26 protein-coding genes are annotated in these 22,516 nt (G+C 66.8%); 10 read left to right on the top strand and 16 right to left on the bottom strand.

The genetic code is table 11. The features are described 5' to 3' along the window. The first annotated feature begins 35 nt into the window (after positions 1-35). Both BVC93_RS18990 and BVC93_RS18985 read left to right on the top strand, forming a co-directional pair. Positions 36-665 (top strand): polysaccharide deacetylase family protein, encoded by a 630-nt coding sequence (locus BVC93_RS18990; protein WP_083741154.1) that lies wholly within the window; start codon positions 36-38, stop codon positions 663-665. Further along, a complete protein-coding gene (locus BVC93_RS18985; RefSeq protein ID WP_083738834.1) occupies positions 662-1,174 on the top strand; it encodes a DNA-deoxyinosine glycosylase in 513 nt (170 codons plus the stop codon). The genes BVC93_RS18990 and BVC93_RS18985 overlap by 4 nt, the downstream gene beginning before the upstream one ends. A gap of 314 nt (positions 1,175-1,488) precedes the next feature. Here the strand turns inward: BVC93_RS18985 and BVC93_RS18980 are convergent, their stop codons facing one another. Then, positions 1,489-2,886 carry an amidase gene (locus tag BVC93_RS18980; RefSeq protein WP_083738833.1) on the bottom strand — a complete coding sequence of 466 codons (1,398 nt, stop codon included), beginning with the start codon at positions 2,884-2,886 and terminating at the stop codon, positions 1,489-1,491. Positions 2,887-2,900: 14 nt separating this feature from the next. Continuing rightward, positions 2,901-3,719 (bottom strand): AraC family transcriptional regulator, encoded by an 819-nt coding sequence (locus BVC93_RS18975; RefSeq protein ID WP_083738832.1) that lies wholly within the window; start codon positions 3,717-3,719, stop codon positions 2,901-2,903. A 27-nt stretch (positions 3,720-3,746) separates the two neighbouring features. Here BVC93_RS18975 and BVC93_RS18970 point away from each other — a divergent pair, with 27 nt between their 5' ends. Then, positions 3,747-4,214 carry a VOC family protein gene (locus BVC93_RS18970; RefSeq protein ID WP_083738831.1) on the top strand — a complete coding sequence of 156 codons (468 nt, stop codon included), beginning with the start codon at positions 3,747-3,749 and terminating at the stop codon, positions 4,212-4,214. 61 nt (positions 4,215-4,275) lie between these two features. After that, a complete protein-coding gene (locus BVC93_RS18965; RefSeq protein WP_083741153.1) occupies positions 4,276-4,695 on the top strand; it encodes an HIT family protein in 420 nt (139 codons plus the stop codon). 1 nt (position 4,696) lies between these two features. Here BVC93_RS18965 and BVC93_RS18960 read toward each other — a convergent pair whose 3' ends face one another. The 8 genes from BVC93_RS18960 to BVC93_RS18925 all read right to left on the bottom strand — a co-directional run bounded on the left by BVC93_RS18960 (position 4,697) and on the right by BVC93_RS18925 (position 11,481). Further along, positions 4,697-5,368 (bottom strand): maleylpyruvate isomerase family mycothiol-dependent enzyme, encoded by a 672-nt coding sequence (locus BVC93_RS18960; RefSeq protein WP_083738830.1) that lies wholly within the window; start codon positions 5,366-5,368, stop codon positions 4,697-4,699. Positions 5,369-5,441: 73 nt separating this feature from the next. After that, positions 5,442-5,873: a hypothetical protein gene (locus tag BVC93_RS18955; protein ID WP_083738829.1), complete on the bottom strand. Its 432-nt coding sequence runs from the start codon at positions 5,871-5,873 to the stop codon at positions 5,442-5,444. 67 nt (positions 5,874-5,940) lie between these two features. Continuing rightward, entirely contained in the window at positions 5,941-7,149 is a 1,209-nt protein-coding gene (locus BVC93_RS18950) for an FAD binding domain-containing protein (protein ID WP_083738828.1), read from the bottom strand. After that, positions 7,142-8,116, bottom strand: a complete 975-nt coding sequence (locus BVC93_RS18945) for an amidohydrolase family protein (RefSeq protein ID WP_083738827.1) — start codon at positions 8,114-8,116, stop codon at positions 7,142-7,144. The genes BVC93_RS18950 and BVC93_RS18945 overlap by 8 nt, the downstream gene beginning before the upstream one ends. Further along, positions 8,113-8,874 (bottom strand): ABC transporter ATP-binding protein, encoded by a 762-nt coding sequence (locus BVC93_RS18940; RefSeq protein ID WP_083738826.1) that lies wholly within the window; start codon positions 8,872-8,874, stop codon positions 8,113-8,115. Before BVC93_RS18940 ends, BVC93_RS18945 begins: the two co-directional genes overlap by 4 nt. Before the next feature lie 14 nt (positions 8,875-8,888). Then, positions 8,889-9,653 carry an ABC transporter permease gene (locus BVC93_RS18935; protein WP_083738825.1) on the bottom strand — a complete coding sequence of 255 codons (765 nt, stop codon included), beginning with the start codon at positions 9,651-9,653 and terminating at the stop codon, positions 8,889-8,891. Next, the gene (locus tag BVC93_RS18930; protein ID WP_083738824.1) at positions 9,650-10,453 is read right to left on the bottom strand and encodes an ABC transporter permease; all 804 of its coding nucleotides are present in this window, start codon (positions 10,451-10,453) and stop codon (positions 9,650-9,652) included. Before BVC93_RS18930 ends, BVC93_RS18935 begins: the two co-directional genes overlap by 4 nt. Further along, a complete protein-coding gene (locus BVC93_RS18925; RefSeq protein WP_236950024.1) occupies positions 10,450-11,481 on the bottom strand; it encodes an ABC transporter substrate-binding protein in 1,032 nt (343 codons plus the stop codon). The genes BVC93_RS18930 and BVC93_RS18925 overlap by 4 nt, the downstream gene beginning before the upstream one ends. Before the next feature lie 140 nt (positions 11,482-11,621). Here BVC93_RS18925 and BVC93_RS18920 point away from each other — a divergent pair, with 140 nt between their 5' ends. After that, the gene (locus BVC93_RS18920; protein WP_192860035.1) at positions 11,622-13,259 is read left to right on the top strand and encodes a helix-turn-helix domain-containing protein; all 1,638 of its coding nucleotides are present in this window, start codon (positions 11,622-11,624) and stop codon (positions 13,257-13,259) included. Positions 13,260-13,271: 12 nt separating this feature from the next. Then, the gene (locus BVC93_RS18915) at positions 13,272-13,721 is read left to right on the top strand and encodes a nitroreductase family deazaflavin-dependent oxidoreductase (protein ID WP_083738822.1); all 450 of its coding nucleotides are present in this window, start codon (positions 13,272-13,274) and stop codon (positions 13,719-13,721) included. On the opposite strand, the gene BVC93_RS18910 is transcribed toward BVC93_RS18915, so the two are convergent. Together BVC93_RS18910 and BVC93_RS18905 are read right to left on the bottom strand one after the other, a co-directional pair. Beyond that, positions 13,705-14,754 (bottom strand): LLM class flavin-dependent oxidoreductase, encoded by a 1,050-nt coding sequence (locus BVC93_RS18910; RefSeq protein WP_083738821.1) that lies wholly within the window; start codon positions 14,752-14,754, stop codon positions 13,705-13,707. The genes BVC93_RS18915 and BVC93_RS18910 overlap by 17 nt on opposite strands. Before the next feature lie 14 nt (positions 14,755-14,768). Further along, positions 14,769-15,650, bottom strand: a complete 882-nt coding sequence (locus BVC93_RS18905) for a uracil-DNA glycosylase (protein ID WP_083738820.1) — start codon at positions 15,648-15,650, stop codon at positions 14,769-14,771. On the opposite strand from BVC93_RS18905, the gene BVC93_RS18900 reads away from it, so the two are divergent. From BVC93_RS18900 to BVC93_RS18890, 3 genes are all read left to right on the top strand, one after another. Continuing rightward, a complete protein-coding gene (locus BVC93_RS18900) occupies positions 15,649-16,872 on the top strand; it encodes an MFS transporter (RefSeq protein ID WP_083738819.1) in 1,224 nt (407 codons plus the stop codon). The two genes, BVC93_RS18905 and BVC93_RS18900, sit on opposite strands and share 2 nt — an antisense overlap. 10 nt (positions 16,873-16,882) lie before the next feature. Continuing rightward, positions 16,883-18,244 carry an FAD-binding oxidoreductase gene (locus BVC93_RS18895; RefSeq protein ID WP_083738818.1) on the top strand — a complete coding sequence of 454 codons (1,362 nt, stop codon included), beginning with the start codon at positions 16,883-16,885 and terminating at the stop codon, positions 18,242-18,244. A gap of 179 nt (positions 18,245-18,423) precedes the next feature. Continuing rightward, positions 18,424-18,627 carry a hypothetical protein gene (locus BVC93_RS18890; RefSeq protein WP_157516982.1) on the top strand — a complete coding sequence of 68 codons (204 nt, stop codon included), beginning with the start codon at positions 18,424-18,426 and terminating at the stop codon, positions 18,625-18,627. 209 nt (positions 18,628-18,836) lie between these two features. Here BVC93_RS18890 and BVC93_RS18885 read toward each other — a convergent pair whose 3' ends face one another. After that, a complete protein-coding gene (locus tag BVC93_RS18885; RefSeq protein ID WP_442929095.1) occupies positions 18,837-19,499 on the bottom strand; it encodes a helix-turn-helix domain-containing protein in 663 nt (220 codons plus the stop codon). A 68-nt stretch (positions 19,500-19,567) separates the two neighbouring features. Between BVC93_RS18885 and BVC93_RS18880 the strand changes: the two genes are divergently transcribed. Then, positions 19,568-20,344 carry an IclR family transcriptional regulator gene (locus tag BVC93_RS18880; RefSeq protein ID WP_083738816.1) on the top strand — a complete coding sequence of 259 codons (777 nt, stop codon included), beginning with the start codon at positions 19,568-19,570 and terminating at the stop codon, positions 20,342-20,344. On the opposite strand, the gene BVC93_RS18875 is transcribed toward BVC93_RS18880, so the two are convergent. Genes BVC93_RS18875 through BVC93_RS18865 form a run of 3 tightly spaced genes read right to left on the bottom strand, consistent with a single transcriptional unit; the run spans position 20,345 to position 22,469 of the window. Continuing rightward, a complete protein-coding gene (locus BVC93_RS18875) occupies positions 20,345-20,791 on the bottom strand; it encodes a hypothetical protein (protein ID WP_083738815.1) in 447 nt (148 codons plus the stop codon). Next, positions 20,788-21,621: a 3-(cis-5,6-dihydroxycyclohexa-1,3-dien-1-yl)propanoate dehydrogenase gene (gene hcaB / locus BVC93_RS18870; protein WP_083738814.1), complete on the bottom strand. Its 834-nt coding sequence runs from the start codon at positions 21,619-21,621 to the stop codon at positions 20,788-20,790. Before hcaB ends, BVC93_RS18875 begins: the two co-directional genes overlap by 4 nt. Continuing rightward, on the bottom strand, positions 21,618-22,469 hold the full coding sequence (locus BVC93_RS18865; RefSeq protein WP_083741150.1) for an alpha/beta fold hydrolase: 852 nt from the start codon (positions 22,467-22,469) through the stop codon (positions 21,618-21,620). Before BVC93_RS18865 ends, hcaB begins: the two co-directional genes overlap by 4 nt. Positions 22,470-22,516: the final 47 nt, after the last annotated feature.

Here is a 22,516-nt window from a genome sequence, read left to right as displayed (position 1 = left end):
TGGTGGTCGTCACCCTGCTGGCCGGCTACACCGTCATGAACGCGCGAACCTTCCAGCTGGCCGGCGAGCTGGTGTCTCGGGTCGACACGGCCGACAAAGTGGTGGCGCTGACGTTCGATGACGGCCCCAGCGACCACACCCCTGAGGTGCTGGGCATGCTCGCCGAGGCCGACGTGCCCGCGACGTTCTACCTCAATGGCGCTGACCTGGACCAATTCCCCGCGCACGGCGCGGCCATCGCGCAGGCCGGTCACCAGATCGGCAACCATACCTACACCCACCGGCGAATGGTGTTCGTGTCACCGTCGACAGTTGCCGACGAGGTGCAGCGCACCGACGCCGCGATCGCTCGCACGGGGTATCGAGGCACCGTCACCTTCCGCCCTCCGTACTGCAAGAAGCTCTGGAGCCTGCCGCGGTATCTCGCCGCGCACCATCGTGTGACGGTGACATGGGACGTGGAACCTGACTCCGCCGGGAATCCCTCTACCGCTGAGATAGTCGAGGAGACGGTGCGTGACGTCCGTCCCGGCTCGATCATCCTGCTGCATGTCATGGCGGACTCCCGGGCACCGTCGCGAGCGGCAGTGCCGTTGATCATCGACCGACTGCGCGCCGACGGCTATCGGTTTGTCACGGTCACCGATCTGCTGGCGCAACGATGAATGTCGACGGGCTGCCGCCCATTGTCGGCGACGGTCCCACTGTGTTGTTGCTGGGCAATGCACCCAGTGTGCTGTCGCTGGCCCATCAGCAGTACTACGGCAATCCACGCAACGCGTTCTGGACCATAACCGGTGAGCTGTACGGTTTCTCGGCATCGGCGCCGTATCCGGAGCGGGCCGCCGCGCTGGTCTCTCACGGGGTGGCCGTCTGGGATGTGCTGAAGTTCTGTCGCCGGGCCGGCAGCCTGGATTCGGCCGTGGAGCCGGACAGCATGGTGGCCAACGACTTTGCCGCGTTCTACCGTGAGCATCCCACCATCACCCGGGTGTTCTTCACCGGAGGCGCGGCGGAGACGAACTACCGCAGGCTGGTGGGCGTGGACGACCTGCGCGCATTCATCCGGTTGCCGTCAACCAGCCCGGCGCACACCATGCCCGTCGCACAGAAGCTGGGGGCGTGGCGGGAGGCGTTGGCTGCGCCGGCTACGGGTCGTCGCCGGGGTCGATGATCCGCTCACCGGTGGTGGATGTTGTTGGTGCGGGATTGTCCGCAGTCGAGGTCTGGCGGGCGGGGTCCATCCGGTGACACCACCGTCGGGTCGGTTGCGGGTGGTCCAGCCGGTGGTCTCGACCATGCGGTTGTCCGGACCGCACGCCAGGGTCAGATCGTCGATGTCGGTTCTTCCGCCGTTCTTCCGGTCTCGGTTGGCATGGTGCACCTGGCAGCGCTAAGCGCTGGCGGTGCAGCCGGGCACGGACCGCCGTAAGGCCGGATTTCACTCGCACAAACGGATCCAAACCGACGTTTGGGCGGGCAGGAACCTCAGCTGACGGGCGGGCGGCGGTGCGCCCAGGGATGGTCGGCCTCGATCTCGGCGCTCAGCGACAACAGCGTCGCCTCGTCGTAGGGGCGCCCGACCAACTGGATCGACAGCGGTAACCCACTTCGGTCCAGCCCCCACGGCACCACCGCGGCCGGCTGACCCGTCGCGTTGAACGCCGCTTGAAACGGCGTGCGCGCCGCCACCAGCGTCAGCGTCGACACCGCCCCCAGCCTGCGGTAGGCGCCCACCCGGGACGGTCCGGTTGCTGTCCCCGGCGTGATCACCACGTCGACGTCGTCGAAGATCGCCATCACGCGCGAGGCGAACTCCGCCTCAGCGGCACGGATCTTGGCCATGCGGGCGTCGGAGAACATCCGCCCGATGCGCGCCATCCCGCGGGTGCGCGAGTCGAGTCGCTCGGCGTGCGGCAGGGTGCGCACGTCGTCGTAGATTCCGCGGAAGTAGCGCGGCAGGACGTGGCCGTAGACGGCGGTGCGCGGATAGTCGATCTCGCGCAACACCACGTCGTGGCCGAGTTCTTTGAGGACCGCGCCGGCCTGGTGCACCGCAGCCCGGTGCTCGGCATCGCGGTATGCGGTCACCATCGGTGGGACGTTGACGCTCAACGCAATTCGCAGCCGATTGGGCGGCCGTGACGCCGCCCGCACAAACCCGCCCTGCGGTCCCGGCATCGCCTTGTCACACGTCACGTCCAGGAACAGCGCGGCGTCCTCGACGGTGTGGGCCATGGGCCCGTACACCGACATGCCGCACCAGGCGTCGTCATGCGGCGCCAACGGCACCCGATCGCGTTGCGGTTTGATGCCGTACAGACCGCACCAGGTCGACGGGATCCGGATGGATCCGGCGCCGTCAGACCCCAGCGCCATCGACGCCAGCCCCGCGGCCACCGCCGCGCCACTGCCGCCGCTGCTGCCACCCGGGGTGCGGGCCAGATCCCACGGATTGTGGGTGGCGCCGAAGGCGACCGTCTCGGTGAACGGCCAGATCATCATCTCCGGCACAGCGGTCTTGCCCAGGATCACCGCACCGGCGTCGCGCAGCAGCCGCACCACCTCGGAATCCTTCGTGGGGGCCGGGCCGTGGGCGTTGCTGCCGTAGGTGGTGGTGGCACCGGCGATGTCGACGTCGTCCTTGATGGCGATCGGCACGCCCAGCAGCGGTAACCGTTCCCCCGCGTCCAGGCGTTCCTGGGCGGCCGCGGAGTCGGCGCGGGCGGACTCGGCAAACACCACGCGGTAGGCCCGCAGCTCGGGGTCCAGCCGGTTGATCCGATCCAGGTACAGCTCCGTCAGCTTCGGCGCGGTAATGGCACCGGCGGCCAGCATGCGTGCCTGCTCGGCGGCGCCGGCGAAGGCCAACTCGATGTTGTCCATCGGCGCAGCGTAACTCAGGTGCCGTGGCGCCCCGCGTATTCGCCTGGGGCGCAACCCAGCATGCAGCGGAAGTCGTTGGTGAAATGTGCCTGGTCATACCAGCCGTGGCGCACCGCGAGCTCGGCCAGGTCCACGCCCGGCTGCGTTTCGATGTCGAAAGCGGCCCGCTGCAGCCGGTAGCGGCACAGCACCCATTTCATCGGCACCCCGACATACCGCTTGAACACCTTTTGGGTGGTACGGGCGCTCCACGGCGCCCGGTCGGTCACGTGTTCGACCCGGCGTACGTCGGCGTCGTCGCGGATACCGTCGAGCAGGATGCGCAGTGCACGGTAGGTGGGATCCGGATCCGGTTGATGCGCGGCGATCGCGGCGTCGAGTTGGGTCGCCGCCATGAACCGGTCGTCGTCAACGGCCAGCGGGCGACCGAACAGGTTCGCCACGGGCAGCGTCTTCCCGGTGTATTCGGAGGCATCGTGACCGAAGCGCGCCGCGAACCCGCCGGGGTGGAATCGCGCACCGACCACCGTCCCCGATCGGTGCAGCGTGGTCTCGAACACGGTGGTGACCACCCCCTGGATCAGGGTGCTCGGCAGGGGGTACCCGTGCCGCGGACCGTCGGTGCCCCACTCATGGGTGAGGTGCATGACAGGGAAGGTGATGACGGTGCTGTGGTGGTTCTGCCCTTCGGGCAGGTCCCAGTGCACCGACCAGAAATGCTCGACGTACTCGGCCGCTTCCGGTGACGGCGCCCACCGGCTGAGCGCGAAGGCGTCCGCGGAGTTGGCTCTGCCGACAACTCCGAGTTGCGGCGTCTTTTTCCAAGCGTCCACGCACCGATCCTAGGAACACTGGCCGACATGAGCGTTTCACCGATCCCTGCCGGTTACACCAGCCTGACGCCCTTCCTCGTGATCGACGGCGCAGCCGCGGCCATCGACTTCTATGTGTCGGTGTTCGGGGCGACGGTGATCGAGAAGTTGGACTCACCCGACGGTTCGATCGCACACGCCGAACTGGACTTCGGTCATGGCCGGCTGCAGCTCTCGGACCCCAACCCGCAATTCGGCCTGGCGGCTCCCCCGTCCGGCACCGACGTCACCCATTCAACGGTGCTGTACTGCGCCGACGCCGATGACGTGGTGGCCCGCGCCGAGGCGGCCGGTGCCATCATCCGCGAGCCGCTGTCGACATTCGTCACCGGTGACCGGTTCGCCTCGATCCTGGATCCGTTCGGCCAGCGGTGGGCGGTGATGACCCGCGTCGAGGACGTCAGCCCGCAGGAGCGGGACCGGCGGTTGGCGCAGTGGTCAGTCCAGAATCTGTAGGCCACGGCGCCGGGGCATGGGCTGCCGCGGTGAACCCGAGCCGGTTCGTTACCGTGGCTGGATGTCCTGTGTGTTCTGTTCCATCGTCGCGGGCGACGCCGACGCCATCCGCGTGTACGAGGACGACGACTACCTGGCGTTCCTCGATATCCGACCCATCGTCCGCGGCCACACGCTGGTGGTTCCCAAACAGCACTCGGTGGATCTGACCGACACGCCGTCCGACACCGTGGCCGGCCTGGTACGTATCGGGCAACGGATCGGGCAGGCGGCGCGCAACTCCGAGCTGGCGGCCGACGGCAACAACATCGTCATCAACGACGGCAAGGCCGCATTCCAGACGGTGTTCCACCTCCACCTGCACGTTGCGCCCCGTCAGGACGGTGACAAGCTCTCCTTTGCAAAAGGCCTGGTGGTGCGCAAGGACCCGGACCGCGAGGGCACCGGCCGCATCCTGCGGGAGGCGCTGGCGCGGTTGTAGCTCACGGCGTCAGCGCGGTGGCCATGAGCGTGGCAGCCCGACCGTCGGGAAGCGTTCGGCGATGCCACAACGCAAGCAGCATCTCGGATGCGGGAAGCCGCACAGTGACAGGTTCGCCCTGCCCGATGGTCACCGCAGGTCTGTCGAGGTCCGTCGGGTGCAGGTGTAGCGCGGCATCGAGCGGCTCGATGCGACCGAGTGCCACCTGACGCGGGTAGAAGACGTCTTTGACCTCCTGCACACCGTCCCACGCGAGCTCCGGGTCCATCGTCTGGTGAATCCCTTGTGCTGCAAGCAGATCCCAAGTGTGCACCACAGTTTCGTGAATCTGTCGTCTGATCCAGAACGAGGCGAAGCCGGCCCCCGATGCCGGCCCGAACACCCACGCAGGGGCGTCCGGACCGGCCGTCGCCAACGTCGTCACCAATTGATCCGCACGATCGGAGTACCACGTCGTCAGGGCTTCACGCGGTACGTCCTGCCCCGTCGGGATGTTCGTCCCCGCCTCTGCCCCAACCTGGGCGGCCGCCCACTCGTGGATACCACCGAGGTGGCGCACCAGGTCCTCGACCGTCCACTGCGGGCAGGACGGCACCGCGAGGGTGATGTCCGCCGTCTCGAGGACGTCGGCGAATCGTCGTGTGGCAGAACGCAGGGCGTCGACGGAAATCATGCGGACATGATCGACCTGCGCCGGGCATCAACGCCATTCAATCTCTGCCAACTATGGTCCAATCCGCGCCATCTCAGTCCAGCGGCAGTGGGGCGTTGGCCGAGTCCAGGTGTTCGACGGTGGTGAACACCAGATCCTCGGAGCCGATGTTCTCGATGTCGTGTAGCAGGAATTCACCTGCGGCGAAGGAGAAGTGGCGGGTTTCACCGGCGTTGTAGGACACGTCGCGGGTGGTGCCGTCGGAGGTGTGCTGGCGACTGCGGCCTGCGTTCACCGCGGTCCAGAAGTAGTCCAGCACGTGGCGGTGGGTGTGGAAGCGTTCACCCGGCGCCAGCCTGATCTCCCAGACCCGTACTCGGTCGTTCTGCGACAGCAGCCGCGAGCCGACATGCCCGTCATAGGCGTAGGTCTCGAACTCGGCCTTCAGTTCGTCGCTCCAGCCGTCGAAGTTCTCGGCGACCAGGACACCGGCCAGCGGGGCGTCGGTGAGGAATTCGGTGGTCATAGTGTGCCTTTCTCTGGGATTTGGGCGTGAATCCGACCGCTCAGCGACCGAAATCACGCCGAAATCGCTACTTGCCGGGGGCGTAGAGGCCGAAGCGGAGGTCCGGGTCGCCGGGGGTCCAGGTGCAGTCGAACTGTGAGCGGGTGCCCATTGCCTTCACCCGGTGCAGCAGCCGCTGTCCGAGTTCCAGCTGTCCGGGCTCCCATTTCGCCAGTGCGTCGGCGATATCGGAGGCCTCGGCCAGCGCATCGAACAGCGCCCATGCGTTGGCCGCGGCCTTGGCGGTTCCAGCCGCGGCGTGTGGGCGCGCGGCGCTGGCGGCGTCGCCGATGAGGGCCACCCGACCCATCGCCATGCGGCTGGTGCCTGCGTCGTATACCGCCTGCAGGTACGGTTGCTCGGTGCGCACCACCACCTCGGCGGCGGCGGGAGCAAGCAGTTCGATTGCTGCCGAGCGCATTTCGGCGACAAAACGGTCCTGGACCGCGCCCGGGTGCAGGGAAACCTTGGCCGCGAAGCCCCGCTTGTCGGTCATCAGCTCATCAAGCTCATGCCCTTCGGCGACATTGCGGTACCAGACGTAGTTCAGCAGCCGCTCCCCCACCGCCAGACCACCCTCGTTGGACGGAATGGGGTAGACGTTGATGTGGGTGTGCGGTGCCACGCTGTAGGAGATCGCGTCGTGCAGGATCTCGAACGTCTCCGGCGAGACGTCCTTCTCGAGGACGGTGCCACGCCATCCGACGTAGCCGGAGTACTCCAGTTCCGACTCCGGGGAGATGCGGCGGCGGCTCGGTGAGGTGATGCCGTCGGCGAAGACCACCAGATCGGCGCGCTCACGCAGGCCGGAGGCGAAACGGACCTCCACACCGTTGTCGTCCTCCTCGAACCCGGCGGCATACTCGCCCAGGTGGTAGTGCTCGGAACCGAAGTCAGCGAGCAGCGCCCGGTAGAACGTCCCCCACGAGGTGTAACTCCACGGTGCGTTGTCCCGGTGGATGACGGTGTTGTCAGCGCCCAGGTACTGCACGTAATGCGTCGAGGTGCTGACCTCTTCGGGGTGCTGGGTGCTGCACTCGGCGAACCAGCGGATGGTGTCGGGCTGCAGCACGATCCCGCCGCCTCGGCCGTCGAGGCTGGTAGGGGTGCGCTCGAAGACGTCGACGTCGAATCCGAGGCGGCGCAGCAGCAGCGCTGCGGTCAGGCCTCCGATCGAGCCGCCGACGACGACGGCCCGACTCCCGGACCAGTCGTGACGAGCGTTGATGTCAGACATCGGAATCTCCTTCGAGATCGAGGAATCGTCGCGCGTTCGTTTCCAGGACCTCATCGTCGAGGCCCACGCTGTGTGGAAGGTCGAGTGGCCGTTCGACACCCATGTCGAACGGATAGTCGCTGCCGCACACCAGATGTGCTGGGTCGGCGTGCACCCGCAGCAAGTCCAGGGTCGGCCCGTCGTGGGTCAAGGTGTCGAACCACAATCTGGCGAATCCGTCCCGCGGTGAGGCGGTTCCCCCGCTGCGGACATCCGCGCGGGCCTGCCAACCGTGCTGCCAACGCCCCAGCAGGGCCGGTGCGCAGCCCCCGCCGTGCAGCAGGACGATACGCAGATCAGGTAGTTGTTCGATCACCCCGCCGAGGACCAAAGATGCTGCAGCCGTGGCTGTCTCGGTGGGATTGCCGATCAAGTTGGCCAGGTAGTAGGAGCCCCACTCCGGGCGCGGCAGTTGCATCGGATGCACCAGCACCGCCAAGTTCTGCGCCGCCGCGATGCCGACGATCTCACGCATGGTTCCCGTATCAAAGGAGGTGCTGCCCAGCAGCGGCGGCACCGCGATGCCGCGGACAGCCGGGGTGAACTGCTCCATCTGCTTACGGGCCGCATCCGGATCGTGCAGGGACACCAGGCCCAGCCCCAGCAGACGGCCGTCACTGTCGTGGCACACCCGGGCGAGCGCGTCGTTGAAGGTGCCCACGTACTCGTCGACGCCGGGATCGTCGACCACCGGGAAGGCGAATGGCGGCGCCGAGAGCACCCGCGAGCCGAGTCCGGCGGCGTCGGTGTCGGCGAGCACCCGTTGCGGGTCGCTCATGGCGTCGGTGGCGATGGACAGGGGCAGGTCCCCGAGGTGCAGTTGCCCGTCTCGGCCGTTGAGCGCGGGCAGCGGTGAACCGGGGGGCAGACTGAACAGATCCTCCGGCAGCCAGTGTGCGTGGACGTCGATGACTCCGGGACGGATCATACTGCCGCGCCTGCTTTCTCGGCACCAGCGGCTTCGAGTTTCTCGAACCGGGCCAGCACCTCGGCCTGCAGCATCGCCACCGCGGGATCGGAGGCTTTGCGGGGCCTCGGCAGGTCGACGTCGATGATCTCGTGGACCCGTCCGCCCGGTTCGAGAACCACGATGCGGTCGGACAGCTGAACCGCCTCGGTGACGTCGTGGGTGACGAACATGACGGTGCGCCGCGACTCCAGCCAGATGCGCTCCAGGTGTTCGCGCAAGGTGCGCGAGGTCATGGCGTCCAGATGGGAGAACGGCTCGTCCATCAGCAGGACGTCCGGTTCGACCGCGAACGCACGGGCGATGCCGATGCGCTGCTGCTGGCCTCCGGAAAGCTGCGAGGGATAGCGGTCGGCGCAGTGTGCCAGGCCCACCAGGTCCAGGTAGTGCTTGGCGCGTTCCTCCCACCCGGGCCGTTCGTGTTGCACGAAGCCGAGATTGGCCATCACATTCCGCCACGGAAGCAGCCGCGGGTCCTGGAAGACGTACCCGACGCGGGCGTCGTGGCCGCCGGAGCGCAGGCTGACGGTGCCGGACGTGTGGGTCTCGATGCCGGAGACGATGTTCAACAGCGTGGTCTTGCCGCTGCCGGAAGGGCCGACGACGGAGACGAACGTCTCGCCGGAGATGGTCAGGTCGATGTTGTCGATGACGCGAGTGCGGTTGCCCTTGCGGTCATGGTAGTCCTTGACCAGATCCCGGATCTCGATGGAAGCCATGGGTTTTCTCTCTTTCAGACCGTGCGCCAGCGAGTGGCGTACTTTTCGATGGGACCGAGGATCAGCAGGTCGGCGATGACGAGCACCAGGATGAACACCAGTACCCAGGCAAAGAAGCCGTCGAGCTGGTTGGCGTCGTACCAGTAGCGTGAGCGCCACCCGACACCCGAGGTGGAGCCGAACCACTCCGCCAGCAGCAGACCGTTCCAGGCGCTCATGATCGCGAACCGGACCGCTGCCACCGTGGACCCGGCGACCGCGGGTGCCACGATGTGACGCAGGATGTAGGAGCTGGGGACACCGAAAGACCGTGCCATCAATACCAATTCGGCCGGAACGGCCCGGGTGGCTTTGGCGATGTTCACCACCACGAACGGCAAGCCGGACAGGAATACCGTCACCACCGGGGTCAGCCACCCGAAGCCGAACCACATGGTGGTCAGCAATGCCCAGATGACAGCCGGGATGGCCAGGCCGGCGGCGTTGAGGTCGGAGAACGCCAGGTCGGCCAGTTTCGACATGCCCATCAGCACGCCCAACGCGGTGCCAACCACCAGCGCCAGAACCAGTCCGAGCAGGAATCGGTTGGCCGACAACGCCAGGTTGTGCCACAGTTCACCGATGGCCGCTTCGGAGGCCAATCGCTCGACGGTTTGGGCGGGCGAGGGCACCCGGTTGCCCACCACCACGGCGATCTGCCACACCGCCAGGATGCTCAGGAGCGACGCGCTCAAGGCCAGCGCCGACATCCCCCGCTCTTTTAATGCCAGGGTGGTCATGCGAGGTCCTTCCGCCAGGCGAAGAAGCGGGTCTCTGTGTAGGCGAGGCCGCGCTCGATCAGGATCATGGTGATGATGAAAAGGCCTGTCCAGGCCAGCATGTCGGCCACCTGGAACTCCTGGTAGGCCTTGCGGATCATGAAGCCGACGCCGTCGCTGGCACCGAACACCTCGGTCAGCGCCTCCACCTTCCAGGCCATCGCGAAGCCGTAGCGCACACCGGCGAAGACAAACGTGGCCAAGGCCGGTAGATAGAGGTGGCGCAGGACGTCGCGCCGGTTGCGTTCGAAGGCCTGACACATCGCCAGCAGCTTGCCATCCACCGAACGCACACCCTCGGCCACGTTGATCGCGATGAACGGGGTGGCCACCAAAGCGGACACCACGATGGGACCGCCCGCGCCGACACCGAAGATCAGCAGGCCGAACACCGCGTACGTCAGCCCTGGCATGTTGCCGAGCACGAACAGCGGCAGTGAGAAGTACGTTGTCATGAATCGACTGCGACCCATGGCAAAGCCGATGACCAACCCTGCTGCCATCGCGATCACGAATCCCGCCGCGATCTTGGCGATGCTGGAGGCAAAGTTGGTGAACGCCTCACCAGAGAGCGTGATCTCGACGATCTGCTCTCCGACTGCCAGCGGGGCAGGCAGGATCGGGTCGTTGATCCAGGCGGCGATACCCGCCCAGGCTGCCACTGCACCGATCAGCGCGATACCCGAGACCACCCACCGGCGCGGGCCTCTGGCCGGGCGGGCCGCCGCCGGTGACGGCGGCGCCTCGATGATCTGCGTCACTGCTGGACTCCTTCGGTAGGCAGGAACCGGGGATCGGGGATGTCGTCGCCGATGATGCCGGTGCTGCGCATCAGATCGAAGATCGAACTCTCGTCATCGGCCCACTGCTGATCGAAGCGTACGTCGTCGACCACCCAGTCATGCTCGGCCACATACTGTTTCATGAACTCGATGTCCTCAGGTGTGGCGACGGCGAAGTGCTGGGGGTAGTCCTCGATCATCTCGTCGCGGTGGTCCTGCCATTCGGACAGACCCAGCTCCCACAGGTCCAAGAATGCCGACACCTCGGCCGGGTGCTCGTCCACCCAGTCCTTGCGGGCCACGAAAACGTTGCCCATGGGGCCGTCGTGGCCGGGTGCGTTGAGTTCGGCGAAGAGGTCTGCCGAAGATTTTCCGTCATAGAGCGGGCGGACGGTGCCATCATGCAGCTCGCGTACCGAGAGGTCCGGATAGCAGATGCAGGCGTCGATCTCGCCGCGTGCCAACAGGTTCGACAGGTTCTGGATGTCGGCGACGACCACCTCGAAATCCCCACCGACGAGGTTCATGTCGTGCATCTGCTTGATCAGCGCACTCCAGACCAGAGTTCCCGACACTGTGGTGAAGACGCCGATCCGCTTGCCGCGCAGGTCTTCCAGCGACTGAGCCGGGTCGTCGGTGCGCACCAGAATGCGGCTGCGTTCGGCGTTGTATCGGCCGATGATGACCGTTTCGCGCTGTGTCTGCTCTTCGAGGTACGGGACCTCGAACGACGCGGTGGAGATGATGTCGGCGTGCCCGCCGGCGAACAACCCGAACTCGTCCCAGGTCGCGCTGGTCTCGATGGTGTAGCCGGTTTGGTCTTCCCACTGCTGCACCAGTCCGGTGTCGTGCATGTAGTCCCAGATCGGGTCAGGGGCGAACGTGAATCGGATCTCGCCGTCACGAGCAGCCCGCGACGACGCAGGGCCGCCGAGTCCGGCCGAGCAGCCGGCGGTGAACACCGTCGTGACGACCATTCCCAAGATCGAGGCCAGTGCGACCGTCACCCGCGTGTGCCTGATGCGTCTTTCTCGGCGCACAGTCACCTCCTTGTGAGTCTTGTGACGGCTGTCACCGTCGCTGAACACGATGCGTGAGCCAGGCCACTGCAGGCAATGTTTATGACCACACACTTATGCTGAGCTTTATGTCTGTGCCGACACATCGCTTGGAACTGTGGTTGGACGCACTGGCCGGCATCGGCGAGGCCGTCGGCGGCGACGAACCCGTCACCGACCTACTGAACCGAGTCGCCCGCACTGCGTGCACCCTGCTGGGGTACGACTTCTGCGCGGTGTTCCTGCCCGATGAGCACGAGCGGGCACTGACCATTGTCGGCTCCCACGGGCTGTCCCCCGACTACGTCGCACAGGTCAACGCACAGCGGCCGATCCTGCTGGCCGGCTCCGACGGCGAAGAGGCTCCGACCAGCATCGCGTTCCGCACCGGGGACGTGGTGGCGCTGGAAGACATCGAGTCCGTCCCCGGCATCGGGCCCTGGGGCGGCGTCGCACACGAACAGGGCTACCGCGCACTGGTGTCGGTGCCGTTGCGTCGTGGCAGTCGCGTCGTCGGCGCACTCAACGGCTATCACGCGACACCGCATCGCTTCGGCCACGCCGAGATCAGCCTGGTCAACGCCATGGCCACCCAGGTGGCAATAGCACTGGGCACCGCGCAACTGCGCGCCAGTGAGCAGAACACCATCCGCGAACTGCGCCGCTCCGAGGAGGTGCACACGCTGCTGACCGCCACCGCGCTGCGTGGCGAAGGAGTCAGCGGGGTGGCCTCCGCGCTGTCCGAACTGCTGGGCCGAGACGTGCTGATCGAAGACGTCTACGGTGAGCGGCTGGCCGGCGGGTTCTCCCCACCCGACCACGACATCGCGTCCACGGGCGTGGTACTGGATGGAAAAGTAGTGGCGCACATACGCATCGACGCGCCACCCGAGGACCTGTCACGCCTGGACGTCCGGGCTGCCGAGCAAGCCGCGGTGGTGACGGCCCTGGAGCTGCTGCGGGCCCGCACCGCCGCAGAGGTGGAGCAGCGGCTGCGGGGATCGCTGGTCGCGGACCTGCTCAGCGCCGATTCCGACGCCGACGCGCTGCTGGATCGCGCCCGCCGGCTCGGGTGGGATCTGTCGGGGCGACAGCATCTACTGGCGTTGCGATGCACGGGTTCACACGACCGGCTGCTGGCCGCCGCGGATCGGGTGGTCTCGCGGGTGTCGCCACGGCCGCTCGCGGCGATCTACCGCGACGACCTGGTGCTGGTGTGGTCACCGGCAGCCGGTGAGGTGGCGGTGTTCGCCGCGCAGTTGGTGGGGGCGCTGGTCGGTGGAGGCGCGGTGTCCCGGGCGATCGCCGCGGTCACCGGGGCTGAACCACCGTCCCGCCTGCCCGGTCTGTTCCGCACGGTGCGGGGCGCGCTGGACCTCGGCGGGGAGGACGCGGGTGTGATCGACCTGCGGGAGACGGCCATCGACCATCTGTTGCTACAGCTCGACGATCCCACTGCGCTGCGGGATTTCGCGAGTTCAACGCTGGGCGCAGCGCTGGACTACGACCGGGAGAACACCACCGAGCTCCTGCGCACGGCGCGGGTGCTGCTGGACCACGACCTGGACCGACAGAGCACGGCCGCAGAACTGCACCTGCATCCGAACACCGTGGCGCAACGCGTACGCCGGTTGGAAGGACTGACCGGATTGAAACTCTCGAAACCCCGTGACCTGCTGCGGCTCACCTCCGCGCTGTCCGTGGCCCGCATCGTCGGGCTCGGCTGACACACTGGTGACATGAGCCTGTCCCCAGTGCAGAAGTTCGGCCTACGGTTGCTGCGTATCCACGACCTGATCTACCAGAAGACAGGCGGCCGGATCGGCCACCGCCTGCCCGGTGTACCGCCGAACCTGCTGTTGCATTCAGTGGGTGCGAAGACCGGCGCCGCGCGTGTCAACACACTGACCTACGCCGAGGACGACGGCCGGTACCTGATCGTCGCATCCAACGGCGGAGCCAACCGCTACCCAGCCTGGTACCACAACCTCAAGGCACACCCGGACGTCGAGATCAACATCGGCCCAAAGCGTTTCGCGGTACACGCCTCGATTCTGTTGCCCGACGCGCCCGACTATGCGCGGCTGTGGCACGTGGTGAACGCCAACAACGCCGATCGGTACACCAACTACCAGAAACGCACCGACCGACCGATCGCGATCATTGTGCTGACTAGAAAAGCTCCTTAGCCAGGAGTTCCAGCGTCGTCACCCGGGCCGGCGCGGTGGTGGCGGCAGTGCCGCGGAACGCCGAGCCCACCGGGTTGATCATCACCTCGTCCACACCGAAGTGCTCGGCCACCTCACGCACCTGTTCCGCAGCCTCCGCCGGAGCCCCGACGACAGCTCGGGCGCGGCCGTCCTCGATGATCGCGCTCTCCTGCGCGGTGAACTGCATCTGCTGGGCTTCTTCGACCAGATCGACGGCGCGCAAAGGCTTTCCGGTGCGCAGCGTCGACATCATCACCAGCTGCGGCAGCAGCAGCGCGTGCGCCTCCTCGGTGGTGGGCGCCACCGAAGCATTGACCGTCATGAACGTGACAGGCTCGGCTGCCAGATCGCTGGGCCGGAATTCGGCGCGGTAGATCTCGAGCGCCTCCTCGGTGCCCTGACCGGCGAAGTGGTGCGCGAACACATACGGCAGGCCCTTGGCGGCGGCCAGGTGTGCGGAGTACATCGAGGAACCGAGCAGCCACAGCCGCGGCTCACTGGCCGCGGCCGGCGTGGCCTTGAGGATGTACTCCGGGCGCATCAGCTGACGCGGCATCTCGACGCGGACGCCGGTCGCGCTCATCATGGCAGCCACCTCGTCGAGGTACTGGGGGAAGTTCGCGATGTCGGAATCGTCGCGACCCGCGGCACCACGCAACGCGACCGAAGTGACGGGATCGGAGCCGGGGGCGCGGCCCACGCCCAGGTCGACTCGCCCCGGAGCGGCGGCTTCCAATAGCGCGAACTGCTCGGCCACCGCCAGCGGTGCGTGGTTGGGCAGCATCACTCCGCCCGAGCCCAGCCGGATCCGCTCGGTCTGCCCGGCCAGGTACGCCAAGACAACGGGTGGGCTGGTGGCGGCGACGGCGGGCATGTTGTGATGCTCGGCCACCCAGTAGCGCGTGTAACCGAGCCGGTCGGCGGCCTGCGCCAACGCAACCGTGGCCGACAAGGCGTCCGCGGAGGTCTGGTCGGAGCGAACGGGGACGAGATCGAGCACAGAAAGCCGCATAACTCTTGCCAACGTCACGGCGGGTCCTCACATTCCGACACCGCGGCCGCCTTGGCGAACATGTCATCGAGCATTGCCGGGGTCAGCCTGCCGGTGAACATGTTCTGCTGACTGGGGTGGTAGCAGCCGAGCAGTTGCAGACCAGGCTTCACCTCGAACAGGACGCCGTGCCCGAACTTGGGTCTGGCCGTCTCCCCCACCATCGCCAGCGCCACCTGCCAAGCGAAGCCACCCAACGCGACGACCACTTTCACGTGCTTGCAGACCAGGCTCCACTCGGCAGCCAGCCACGGCGCGCACGTCGTCCGCTCCTCCGGTGTGGGCGCATTGCCCGGCGGGGCGCAGCGCACCGGTGCACTGACCCGAATTCCGTTGGACTCCAAGCCATCTGCGGCATCGATGCTGGTCGGCTGGTTGACCAGACCGGCCCGGTACAACGCGGCGAACAGCTGGTCGCCGGAACGGTCCCCGGTGAACACCCTGCCGGTACGGTTGGCGCCGTGCGCGGCAGGTGCCAAACCGACGATGAACACCTTCGGTCGAGGTGACCCCCATCCCGTCACGGGTCGACCCCAGTACGGCTGGTCGGCGAACGCCCGCCGCTTGACGACGGCGACATCCTCACGCCACTGCACCAGACGTGGACAGGCCCGGCACACCGAGATCCGGGCATCGAGCTGCCGCAGGGTGCGTGCATCCCCGGCACTTTCGCCGACCGCCTGTACGTCGGCGGCGACCGGAGTGGACCGTCGGGCGGGATCACCGGGCCAGCCGCGGCCGGGCGGCACCGGTGAATCGAAGAGCGCGCCGGTACGTGGATGAGGGAGCACGGGTCCATCGTCGCTGAAAATCCGTGGCTGGGGCGGCGGGCGCGCTGCTAGATTCTGACCCGCCATGAACAAGCGCGGTCCGGTCTTCACCATTCTGTTCGCCGCGTTGATGGCGGGCACCGGAAACGGCATCTCGATGGTCGCGTTCCCATGGCTGGTCTTGCAGCGCAACGGCTCGGCCCTCGATGCGTCCATTGTCGCGATGGCGGGCACGCTGCCGCTGTTGATCGCCACGCTGATCGCCGGCGCCGCGGTGGACTACCTGGGTCGGCGGCGGGTGTCGATGATTTCCGACGCCCTGTCTGCGCTGTCGGTGGCGGCCGTGCCGGTACTGGCCTTGAGCTTCGGCGTGGACACCGTCAATGTCGCCGTGCTGGCGGTGCTGGCCGCCCTCGGCGCCTTCTTCGACCCCGCCGGAATGACGGCCCGCGAGACCATGCTGCCCGAGGCGGCGACACGGGCGGGGTGGACGCTGGACCACGCGAACAGCGTCTACGAGGCCGTGTTCAACCTGGCCTACATCGTGGGCCCCGGCATCGGCGGCCTGCTGATCGCCACGATTGGCGGCGTCAACACCATGTGGGTGACAGCAGCTGCGTTCGTGCTGTCCATCGCCGCCATCCTGACGTTGCGACTCGAGGGTGCAGGCAAGCCTGACCTCGATCACCTGCCCGAGAACGTATGGGCTGGCATCGTCGAAGGACTGCGGTTTGTCTGGCACAACAAGGTGCTGCGCGGGCTGGCGTTCGTGGATCTGACTGTGACTGGGCTCTACATGCCGATGGAGAGCGTGCTGTTCCCCAAGTACTTCACCGACCGCAACGAACCCGCCCACCTGGGCTGGGTCTTGATGGCGCTGTCCATCGGCGGGCTGATCGGCGCCCTCGGGTACGCCGTGCTGTCGAAGGTGATGAGCAAGCGCGCCACCATGCTCACCGCGGTGTCGACGCTGGGGGTGGCGATGACGGTGATCGCGTTCCTGCCGCCGCTGCCGATGATCCTGGCGTTGTGCACGGTGGTGGGCCTGGTCTACGGGCCGATGGCGCCGATCTACAACTACGTGATGCAGACCAGGGCACCGGCGCATCTGCGCGGCCGCGTGGTCGGGGTGATGGGCTCGCTGGCCTACGCCGCGGGGCCACTGGGCCTGATCATCGCGGGTCCGCTGGCCGACACCGCCGGGCTGCAGGCCACATTCTTCGCGCTGTCGATACCGATGCTGCTGGTGGCCGCCGTCGCCTTCGTCATGCCGTCGCTGCGTGAACTGGACCGCACCCCGGCCCTCTAGGATTGTCATTGTGAGCCCCATCACGGAACTGGTCGACGAACTCCCCGACGGCACCGTTGTCACCGACCCGGACATCGTGGCTGCCTACCGGCAGGACCGCGCCGCTGATCCGGACGCCGGGACGGCGACGGCCGTGGTCCGGCCGCGCACCACCGAGGAGGTGCAGACGGTGCTGCGCTGGGCCACGCGCCACCGAGTGGGCGTGGTTCCCCGGGGCGCGGGTACCGGGCTGTCCGGCGGGTCCACCGCCGTCACCGGCGGCATCGTGCTCTCGACGGAGAAGATGCGCGATATCACCGTCGACCCGGTGACCCGCACCGCCGTGGTGCAGCCGGGGCTGCTCAACGCCGAGGTCAAGAAAGCCGTTGCGGAGTACGGCCTGTGGTATCCGCCGGACCCGTCGTCATTCGAGATCTGCAGCATCGGCGGCAACATCGCCACCAACGCGGGCGGCCTGTGCTGCGTCAAGTACGGGGTGACCACCGACTACGTGCTGGGCCTGCAGGTGGTGCTGGCCGACGGCACCGCGGTGCGCCTGGGTGGTCCGCGACTCAAAGATGTTGCGGGACTGAGCTTGACGAAGTTGTTCGTGGGAAGCGAAGGAACCCTGGGGGTGATCACCGAGGTGACGCTGCGGCTGCTGCCTCCGCAGCCACACGCGTGCACCGTGGTGGCGAGCTTCGCCTCGGTGCGCGCGGCGTGCGACGCAGTGGGCGCGGTGAGCGCCAAGATCCGCCCGGCGATGCTGGAGTTCATGGATGCGGTGTCCATCAATGCCGTCGAGGACAAACTGAAGATGGGGCTGGATCGTACGGCGGCCGCGATGCTGGTGGCCGCCTCGGACGAACGGGGCCCCACCGGCGCCGAGGACGCCGAGTTCATGGCGGCGGTGTTCTCCGAACATGGCGCCACCGAGGTGTTTTCGACCTCCGACCCCGACGAGGGCGAAGCGTTTGTGGCAGCCCGCCGTTTCTGCATTCCGGCGGTGGAGCTCAAAGGTTCGCTGTTGCTCGAGGACGTCGGGGTGCCGCTGTCGGCGCTGGCCGATCTGGTGGCCGGCATCGAGAAGATGGCCGCCGACACCGGGTTGCTGATCTCGGTGATCGCGCATGCCGGCGACGGCAACACCCATCCCTTGATCGTGTACAACCCCGACGACGTGGCCGAAACGGAGCGCGCCAACAAGGCCTTCGGCGACATCATGGACCTGGCCATCAGCCTGGGCGGCACCATCACCGGCGAGCACGGCGTGGGCCGGCTCAAGAAGCCGTGGCTGGCCGATTATCTGGGCCCTGAGGCCATGGAGCTGAATCGGCGGATCAAGACGGCGCTGGATCCGGACGGCATTCTCAACCCCGGCGCGGTGGTCTGAGCCGCGCCGCCCGCTCCGACGGCCACGTCATCGCGTCCCACACCAGGATCTCGACCACAGACGGGGTGCCGACTGGTCAGACCCAGCCGACCGGAGGTTTCCACACCCCCAGGGGCGGTTGAGCCCGCACTGCCGGGCGTACTTCTTTCAGATTGCCGGCATACAAGTACGAACATGAAGTGGCCCGTCAGCTCACCGATCCGGCCTTCCACAATTCGGTGTCAAACAGGGTAGATGTCTACCAGAGCACCGTTGAAGCAGCCAGTACGCCGGACAGCGTGCGCGGCCACAAAGAGGTCAAGCTCGCCGGCGTCGAACGCTACATCGACGCACTGACCGAACTCGGCGTACCGGCGCCTGATCTGTTACCGACCACACCGTAATGAGGGCTTGCGGAAGCGGGCGCCCTGACTGCCGGCGATTCTCCGGAATCACTTTGTCCGCCAACGCCGATTCCGGGAGCCGCCCTAGCCGTTGACGGGCCGTCTCGCGCAATTTCGTGCCAGGGCCGACACCGGCGGATCACCTGACTCGCGGTGGTCGCCTGAGGCGATCGAGGCGATTCAGACCGTGATCCGCACCCGGTGCAGAATCATCGGTCGTCACTGCGGCTGGGGCCAGGCGGTACGACGGGGCCGAGCTGGCGGATCTGAGGCAACGTGGTCACCAGGTGCGCAGTCGCTCGATCACTGAGACACACAAAGCGGTGTGCCACGTCACCTGGAAATCGGACGAAGTCCCCCGCCGCCAGGTCGACCGGTTCACTGAGCGGACCGGCACGCAGTCTCCCGGTGACGAGGAACAGGTGATGAAGGGTGCCGGGTGGGTACGGGTCAACCGGCGTGGGCTCGGCGCTGCCGCGCTCCAGTTGCAGCACAAGTGTGCGTACGTAACCGGAGCCGTAGATCTCGTCGAGTAGTCGCTCCGAGAGCTCGGGTCCCCCGCTCCACACCCCATCATCGCGGCGTTGGATGTACACCGGAGTGCCCCACTCGGTCAGCAGCCGCCGAGCGGGAAGATCCAGCGCAGCGCCCAGCAGCGCCAGTGTTTCCACCGTCGGGTTGCCCGTGCCCTGCTCGATCTTGGACAAGGTCTGCTTTGCCAGACCAGAGCGGCGGGCCAACTCACCCAGCGACATGGCACGCTCGCGGCGAAACCGGCGTACGTTTCGGGCGACCAGCAGGTTCTCTCCCGTCGTACTGTCACTTTTAATAGTCACTCCGTCATTATTGACGAACGGCACCCGGTTTTGCATCATGGTCACCAAGAGTGACGAACAGGGAACTTGAAGCGACCCTCTCGCAGCCCCCTTTGGAGGAAGCCATGACAGCCGTAGTCGATTCCGCGCGCGACGACAGAGCCGCCGTCGACAAGGCGTTCAGCCTGCTGGTCGCCTTCGGAGACGAGGCCAGCACCGGTGTCGGTGTCAGCGAACTCGCCCGGCGCGCGAGCCTGAGCAAGTCAACCGCGCACCGCGTGTTGGGGATGCTGGAGCGCAACGCCATGGTGGAACGCATCGGCACCAGCTACCGGCTGGGCTCCCGGCTGCTCGAACTGGGGCTCGCGGTGTACCCGCCGGGCCATGAGCGGCTGCGCGACCAGCTCATGCCCTTCCTCACCGAACTGTTCGAAGCGACGCACCAAACGGTGCACCTTGCGATGCTGCACGGTACCGATGTCGTCTACCTGGCCAAACTGTACGGACACCGCAACGCGGTTACGCCGTCACGCATCGGCGGCCGCTTACCCGCGCATTGCACCGCCGTCGGCAAGGTCTTGTTGGCCTATGACCCCGCCGAGGTCGAAAAGGTCACCAGCGGCCGGCTCACTGCGCTCACCGCTCGCTCGATCACTGATGGCACCGAGTTGGCGCGTGCGCTTGATCGGGTACGGCGCGAGGGCGTGGCGACCGAGCGCGAGGAGAGCCGCCCTGGGTTGGGCTGCGTTGCGGCACCAGTTTTCGGCCGCAACGGGTTACCGATCGCCGCGTTGTCGGTGTCGGTCCCCGTGGCCGCCGACCTTCGTCCGCTTGCGCAGAGTTTGCGGCGTGTCTGCGCTTCCGCCTCCCGGTCAATGGGCCACTCTTACCGCACTATGTGATCAGGTGCCGGGCACTCGGTCCAGGTCGGCATCCCTTTGAGTAACCCATTCCGGTTCTCGGACAAGCAGACTCAATTCATCACCCGGAACGTCGACGTCGACGACGTGGCGAAAGCCCACCGACTCTGCCGCCGTGATCGCGGCCAGGTCGTCGGGTGCGACGGCAACGACGACACGCCGGCAGGCGCGGTCCGCGGCCAGGACCGCAATGCCAAGCTCGTCGAGGAAGGCCGCCAGTCGAGCCAAAGTCCGAGGTCGACGCGGGATACGAATCTCGACGTCGTGAGCGGCGACCGGGTAGGCGTCGCGCAGCGGACCGCCACTGGCATAGCGGGCCACTGCCTCGACGTACTCGCCGTCGTCGTCACCACGGACGATGTCGATCCCGCCTTCGTGTCCGGGTGTGACGGTCCACCCCGGCCCAGGGTTCAGCGACGTCAGCTTCACAGATGGTCACCTCCAGCCGCGGAAGCGAACCCGCGCACGCCGATACCGCCGTCGACCGAAATCGCCTGTCCGGTAATGGGTCCACTCTGCTCGCGGCTGGCCAGCAGAACATAGGACCCGGTGAACTCTCGTGGATCGGTGCTCGAGTCGTGTAGCGGGATCGGCGGCGGTGGATCGTCGGGGTTCTTCTTCGCAAAGGACGTCGCCAGTGTGCGATCCTGCATGTCCAGGGCCGCTGGTCCACGCAGCGCCGTGTTCATCGCCCCACAGGCCACGCCGTTGACACGGACTTTGGGCGCCAATTCGTAGGCGAGCTCACGCATCAGCCCGAGGCACGCGTGCTTGCTCGCCGTGTAGATCGGCCCGCCGCCGTTGACGTAGAACGAGGCGTTGGACAATGTCATCACGATGCTGCCGCGGGTCTTGACCAGCTCCCGCCACGCTGCCTCAGCGGCCAGCAGATAACCCTTGACATTGATGGCGAACAGCTCGTCGAAGGTCGTACTGAGTTGCTCGCCGGTCATCCGGGTCAGCTGCCGGTGGTAATCCCAGATCCCGGCGTTGGCCACCAGCGTGTCGAGCTTGCCGAACCGGTCCACGGTCTCGGCGACCGCGCGGTGCAGGTCCGCCGAATCGCGCACGTCCCCGCTGATCGCGTGCAGCTTGGCCGGGTCGGCGCTGGCCTCGATGGCGGCGTGCAGCGCGTCGGGATCGCGACCGAGAATGGCGACCGAGGCGCCCTCGGCGATGAATCGTTCGGCGACCGCCCGTCCGATCCCGGTGCTCCCACCGGTGATCAGCGCGACGTATCCCTGCAGCCAGCCGGTCACCGCAACTCCGTCAGGAACTGCTCCACCAGCAGTTCGAAATCGCGCCGGCGCTCCAACTGCACCCAATGCCCGCAGTTGCCGAACACGTGTAGCTGCACGTCGCGGATCTGTTTGAGCATGATCTGAGATCCGTCGAGGGTGATGGTGCGGTCATCACGGCCCCACAACAGCAGCGTGGGGGCGGTGATCTTATGCAGATCACGCCACAGCGGATCCATACCGTGTCGCTTACCGAAGGCGGCGTTGTACCGGTGATAGAACTCGATGTGGCTGGGGTCCAACGATGCCTCGTACCGTGCCTTGACGACGTCGGCACCGAACTGCTTGTGGTCGAAGACCATGCTGCGGATGAAGTTCGACATCTTCCTCTCGCTGGGGCCGTCACCGTTGTAATACCGGAACATCTCCTTTTGCCCCTCGGTCGGAGTGGGGCCGAACGGCAGCCAACCACCCCCGGGGGCCATCAGCACCAATCCGGTGATCCGCTCCGGCTGCGCCTGTGCCATCGCGATGGCAGCCGCGCCGCCGAGGCTGTTGCCCAGCAGGTGAAACCGCTCGACGCCGAGGGCGTCGAGCGCCTCGAAGAGCGCGCCGACCGAGATCTGGGTGATCGACTGCGCGTCGAGGTCGGCCTCGGTGGGGCGGTAACTGCCGCCGAACCCGGGCTGATCAGGTAGCAGCACCCGGAATCGCTTGGCCAGCGCAGGCAGGTTCTGATGGTAGTTGCTGACTCCAGACGCGCCCGGCCCGCCGCCGTGCAACATGACCAGGACCGGCCCTTCACCGGTTTCCGCGACGGCGATGTCCCCGTAGGAGGTTTTCACCGTCTGCTTACGTAGCATGGGCATTTCGTCGATCTCGGTATCGATTTCCGTGCTGGTCACCGGCACGTCCT

Source organism: Mycobacterium sp. MS1601 (genome assembly GCF_001984215.1).
GTDB lineage: Bacteria > Actinomycetota > Actinomycetes > Mycobacteriales > Mycobacteriaceae > Mycobacterium.
The sequence above is the reverse complement of the archived record's forward strand: the minus strand, read 5'-3'. Positions and strand labels throughout refer to the sequence as shown.

Coding starts and splice junctions, on each gene's coding strand:
- BVC93_RS18955 (WP_083738829.1), bottom strand. CDS start 5,873: ATGACCACCGAATTCCTCACCGACGCCCCGCTGGCCGGTGTCCTGGTC.
- BVC93_RS18990 (WP_083741154.1), top strand. CDS start 36: ATGAACGCGCGAACCTTCCAGCTGGCCGGCGAGCTGGTGTCTCGGGTC.
- BVC93_RS18985 (WP_083738834.1), top strand. CDS start 662: ATGAATGTCGACGGGCTGCCGCCCATTGTCGGCGACGGTCCCACTGTG.
- BVC93_RS18970 (WP_083738831.1), top strand. CDS start 3,747: ATGAGCGTTTCACCGATCCCTGCCGGTTACACCAGCCTGACGCCCTTC.
- BVC93_RS18920 (WP_192860035.1), top strand. CDS start 11,622: ATGTCTGTGCCGACACATCGCTTGGAACTGTGGTTGGACGCACTGGCC.
- BVC93_RS18965 (WP_083741153.1), top strand. CDS start 4,276: ATGTCCTGTGTGTTCTGTTCCATCGTCGCGGGCGACGCCGACGCCATC.
- BVC93_RS18915 (WP_083738822.1), top strand. CDS start 13,272: ATGAGCCTGTCCCCAGTGCAGAAGTTCGGCCTACGGTTGCTGCGTATC.
- BVC93_RS18960 (WP_083738830.1), bottom strand. CDS start 5,368: ATGATTTCCGTCGACGCCCTGCGTTCTGCCACACGACGATTCGCCGAC.
- BVC93_RS18910 (WP_083738821.1), bottom strand. CDS start 14,754: ATGCGGCTTTCTGTGCTCGATCTCGTCCCCGTTCGCTCCGACCAGACC.
- BVC93_RS18900 (WP_083738819.1), top strand. CDS start 15,649: ATGAACAAGCGCGGTCCGGTCTTCACCATTCTGTTCGCCGCGTTGATG.
- BVC93_RS18950 (WP_083738828.1), bottom strand. CDS start 7,149: ATGTCTGACATCAACGCTCGTCACGACTGGTCCGGGAGTCGGGCCGTC.
- BVC93_RS18980 (WP_083738833.1), bottom strand. CDS start 2,886: ATGGACAACATCGAGTTGGCCTTCGCCGGCGCCGCCGAGCAGGCACGC.
- BVC93_RS18940 (WP_083738826.1), bottom strand. CDS start 8,874: ATGGCTTCCATCGAGATCCGGGATCTGGTCAAGGACTACCATGACCGC.
- BVC93_RS18880 (WP_083738816.1), top strand. CDS start 19,568: ATGACAGCCGTAGTCGATTCCGCGCGCGACGACAGAGCCGCCGTCGAC.
- BVC93_RS18905 (WP_083738820.1), bottom strand. CDS start 15,650: ATGGCGGGTCAGAATCTAGCAGCGCGCCCGCCGCCCCAGCCACGGATT.
- BVC93_RS18945 (WP_083738827.1), bottom strand. CDS start 8,116: ATGATCCGTCCCGGAGTCATCGACGTCCACGCACACTGGCTGCCGGAG.
- BVC93_RS18935 (WP_083738825.1), bottom strand. CDS start 9,653: ATGACCACCCTGGCATTAAAAGAGCGGGGGATGTCGGCGCTGGCCTTG.
- BVC93_RS18885 (WP_442929095.1), bottom strand. CDS start 19,499: ATGCAAAACCGGGTGCCGTTCGTCAATAATGACGGAGTGACTATTAAA.
- BVC93_RS18865 (WP_083741150.1), bottom strand. CDS start 22,469: ATGCCCATGCTACGTAAGCAGACGGTGAAAACCTCCTACGGGGACATC.